Source organism: Clostridium sp., from assembly GCF_047718555.1.
Lineage (GTDB): Bacteria > Bacillota > Clostridia > Clostridiales > Clostridiaceae > Clostridium_I.
This window is the reverse complement of sequence record NZ_JBDNRK010000125.1, coordinates 1-1,814: the sequence shown is the minus strand read 5'-3', so window position 1 is coordinate 1,814 and position 1,814 is coordinate 1. Positions and strand designations below refer to the sequence as shown.

Below are 1,814 nucleotides of genomic sequence, written 5' to 3'. Positions count from 1 at the left end.
GAATCGCTTTCACAGAGTGCGTGGGAGACTTACGCCAAGTTAGTCAGGTTAAAAAGTGCTGAAAGATGTAATACAAAATTAATGCTTCCATATGAAAAATCTTTCAGCAGTACTGATATAATCTCTATTGGCAATAAGACATCCCTGAACATTAAAATCAGAACTAACTACTTTATTATTTGCTAAAGCTACAATTGCATAGCCCCCTTGCTCTTGCCATATAAAAATGAACTTTTCCCAGGTGTTAATATGAATACTATCTGCTATAAGCTTACCATCCTCTTTTAAATTAACACTTACATATTTATTATTGTCAAGGGCTTTCAATGATACTGTACCATCATTTTCACTAACTACTAAAAATCTTTCCCGATTATCCATAAAATCAGAATGTGCCATTAAGCATCCGCCACTCTCAGTATTTACAGTTACTACTTTACTGCTGTATTCATTATCTCCATATACATAAGAGCTAAGTGAAATAATATCTCCATCTTTCAGTATTGGTGAAGCCTCATTAATGCTGCATTCTGCTAAAAAAAGAGGTTTATTTTGTCTAATTATACCGCAATTTAGCTGCTTTATAGTTTTTATTTTATGCATCCTGTTACTTCCAATATAGAAAAATACAACAGGATTTTTCTCTTCTTCTGCAGTAAATTGAAATAATTTTTCGCCTAAACTTACCTTGTCCCCCTCTTTTACAAACATTTCAATGGACTTTATATTTTTTATAGAAATAAATATTCTAGCTCCAAAAAATGTCTTTATTTCAATATTATTTTCATGTTCTTTCAACGAGGAAACAACACCTTTCACCGGTGAAACTATTGGATCATTAATATTCTCTTCATTTATATAAATTAAATGACGTTTAAGCACCTTTGTACGAGAAATAAATGGTGACAGATAATTATATAATTTACATAGGTAAAGAAAAAATACAGCTCCAGGTATAATCACTATAAGTTTAAGTGGAAATTTCAGCTCTACAATAGTAAGTATAATAAGAACCAGCGTAATTATTAATACTAAAAGCAGATTCATAAAAACATAATTATAATAGGAATTATAAATTTTACCTCCAATAGGTGTATATATTATTTTATTATAATATTTCTTTTTTTCTCTGTTTATACTTTTAGTATCTTCAGAAATCTTTTTTCTTTTTATCTGCCTTGTATAAATATTCTCTATGTATTCCCATATTCTAATTAATCTATCAATGAGAGGTGAATATACTATTTCTCTATCATCTTCTTCTGGAGCATCAATATCATCTTCTTTTGAAACATTAATATCCTCCATCTCTGAAAAATTATGTTCTCTGCTAAAAATTGTGGTATTTTCTCCATTAAAGCCTTTATTTCCTTCTTTGCTAAAGTTTATAGTTTCTTCTCTGCCAAAAGCTGATTCATCATCCATTTCTAACTGCTCCTTGCTGCTTTTTCTTGTATCTTTAAACATTATTCTAAGCGCAAAGAAAACTATTAAGTATACAATTCCTATAAATATAATCTTAAAAATAAAACTAAATTTGCTCATTAACAAGTACTTCACCATCTTATAATTATTCACCTTTAAAAATAATCAATTTATTATTTTAAGATGCTTTTTATTTTTTTAAGTCCTATATACATACAATATATTTCGTAAAGCTTCTAGAAACATCTATTGCAGCTTATTATAAATTATAACTTTAAGTATAGAATATTTCTATGCTTAATTTTAATTTTTTTGTGAACTTTATTTGGCCTTTTTAGGCATGTGAAAATAAATAGTAAGTCAAAGATGCGACGAATATTTTGAATCAT

1 protein-coding gene is annotated in these 1,814 nt (G+C 28.1%); it reads right to left on the bottom strand.

Annotated elements, in window-relative coordinates; translation table 11 throughout:
* Positions 1-78: 78 nt before the first annotated feature.
* On the bottom strand, positions 79-1,545 hold the full coding sequence (locus ABF633_RS20705; RefSeq protein ID WP_415526631.1) for a glycoside hydrolase: 1,467 nt from the start codon (positions 1,543-1,545) through the stop codon (positions 79-81).
* Positions 1,546-1,814 lie beyond the last annotated feature (269 nt).

Excerpts from the sequence above, each read along its gene's own strand:
- ABF633_RS20705 (WP_415526631.1), bottom strand. The coding sequence starts at position 1,545 with ATGAGCAAATTTAGTTTTATTTTTAAGATTATATTTATAGGAATTGTA.